The organism is Thiocapsa sp. (assembly GCF_035467215.1).
Lineage (GTDB): Bacteria > Pseudomonadota > Gammaproteobacteria > Chromatiales > Chromatiaceae > Thiocapsa.
In genome coordinates, this window is sequence record NZ_DATITZ010000289.1 from 1 (window position 1) to 1,562 (window position 1,562).

General features: G+C 63.3%; 3 protein-coding genes. 1 reads left to right on the forward strand and 2 read right to left on the reverse strand.

Annotation, left to right across the window (positions count from 1 at the left end; translation table 11 throughout):
- Both VLR48_RS16240 and VLR48_RS16245 read right to left on the reverse strand, forming a co-directional pair.
- The coding region (locus VLR48_RS16240) for a twin-arginine translocation signal domain-containing protein (RefSeq protein ID WP_325292789.1) at positions 1 to 262 on the reverse strand (262 nt) is incomplete at its 3' end.
- 65 nt (positions 263 to 327) lie between these two features.
- Positions 328 to 606, reverse strand: a complete 279-nt coding sequence (locus VLR48_RS16245; protein WP_325292790.1) for a chaperone NapD — start codon at positions 604 to 606, stop codon at positions 328 to 330.
- Positions 607 to 998: 392 nt separating this feature from the next.
- Between VLR48_RS16245 and VLR48_RS16250 the strand changes: the two genes are divergently transcribed.
- The coding region (locus VLR48_RS16250; protein ID WP_325292791.1) for an ANTAR domain-containing response regulator at positions 999 to 1,562 on the forward strand (564 nt) is incomplete at its 3' end.

Sequence of the window (1,562 nt, forward strand, 5' to 3'; positions counted from 1 at the left end):
TGAAGTAACCCTTCACGCAGTTCAGACCGCGATTGACCGGAGCGTCGGGATCACCCTTGGTCGCGACGATCTTGCCGTCTTGCGTCGCGATCATGATCCCGCAGCCCACACCGCAGAAGCGGCAGACGCCTTTATCCCACCGCCAGTCCTGCTCGGTCTCGGCCGCCGCGACGCTGGCGATACGACTGACCGGGATTCCGACGGCCATGGCTGTCGCAGCGGCGACGCCCGATTTCAGAAAGGTACGGCGGTTGAGCTCCATGATTCCTCCTCGATCTCGTTGTATTTTTTTGGCGTCGCCCGACCGGGTCGGGTTGGATTTGCGGACTATGACGCGGCCATTTCAGCAGGGATCGCACCCCATTCGGGCGGCGTTTCATCGAACACGTGGTAGACCATCTCGGCGAGCATCACGCCGGACAACGCCTTGATGCGAGAGAGTGCTGCGATCTCCTGCTCGACCGTCTCGGCCTCCTGCACGACCACGATCCGCCCGGTCGAAGGCTCGGTGTGGTGAACCTCCACACCCGGCAGCGCGTTGAGCTCGCGCGTGGCGTCTTCGATTCGGGCGGGCGGGACGACGACCAGGATTCCTGAGATATTCATCGGTGGGTCTCCGGGCTGGGTTGGGGCTTGTGGCTTTGCGCCTAAACCCGGCCGCATGGCTGATCCTAGTGGTCGGGTGGACTTTGCTCTCGCGCGTCCACCCTACGCGGGCCGGACTGATGGACGACGCCGGCTCAATCACTCCGGACGCTAGCGCCGCAGCTGTCGAGGAACCTTGATTCCGATCAAGAATCACGAGTGAATGATTCGAGCGTCCGGAAACGGGGCCGGAGCACACCGCGCGAGGTATGCCTGTCGGTCGACATCGTTCGTCGGGGCGGGGAATCCATAGAGGACAATGCAGCCTGGACCAGGCTGGCGCGTTGTTTGCTGTAGTGTGCTGTTCAGCCAACTGTTCGCCGATCGTTGGTTCTCTCCCGGAGTAGTCCCCGATGTCGATCCGAATCATGCTTGTGGACGCGCGCCCTGACCGGCGCGAGGTGCTCGGGCCGGCCTTGAGCGCGGAGGGTTTCGACGTGGTGGCCTGTGTGGACCCGGACGAGGGTCTCTTGAGCGCGGTGGTGCGTTTCGCACCGGACGTGGTGCTGATCGATATCGACTCGCCGAGCCGGGATACGCTGGAGAATCTACGCACCGTTCAGGCGCATCAGCCCCGCCCAATGGTGATGTTCACGCAGGACGACGCCAACGAGAGCATCCGCCGTGCAATCGAGGCGGGCGTGAGCGCCTACATCGTCGACGGGATCGAGCGGCGGCGTGTCCGCCCGATCGTCGAGGCGGCGATGGCGCGGTTCAGCCAGTTTCAAGCGTTGGAGAAGGAGCTTCTCGAGACTCGAGGCAAGCTGGCGGAGCGCAAGCTCATCGAACGCGCCAAAGGGATCATCATGAAGCAGCAGGGATTGTCCGAGGACGCGGCCTTCCAGGCAATGCGGCGGTTGGCGATGCGGAAGAACAAGAAACTGGCGGAGATTGCCGAGAGTGTGATCTCGGCGTCC

Bases quoted from the DNA above. Each gene is read 5' to 3' on its own strand.
- VLR48_RS16245 (WP_325292790.1), bottom strand. From the start codon at position 606: ATGAATATCTCAGGAATCCTGGTCGTCGTCCCGCCCGCCCGAATCGAA.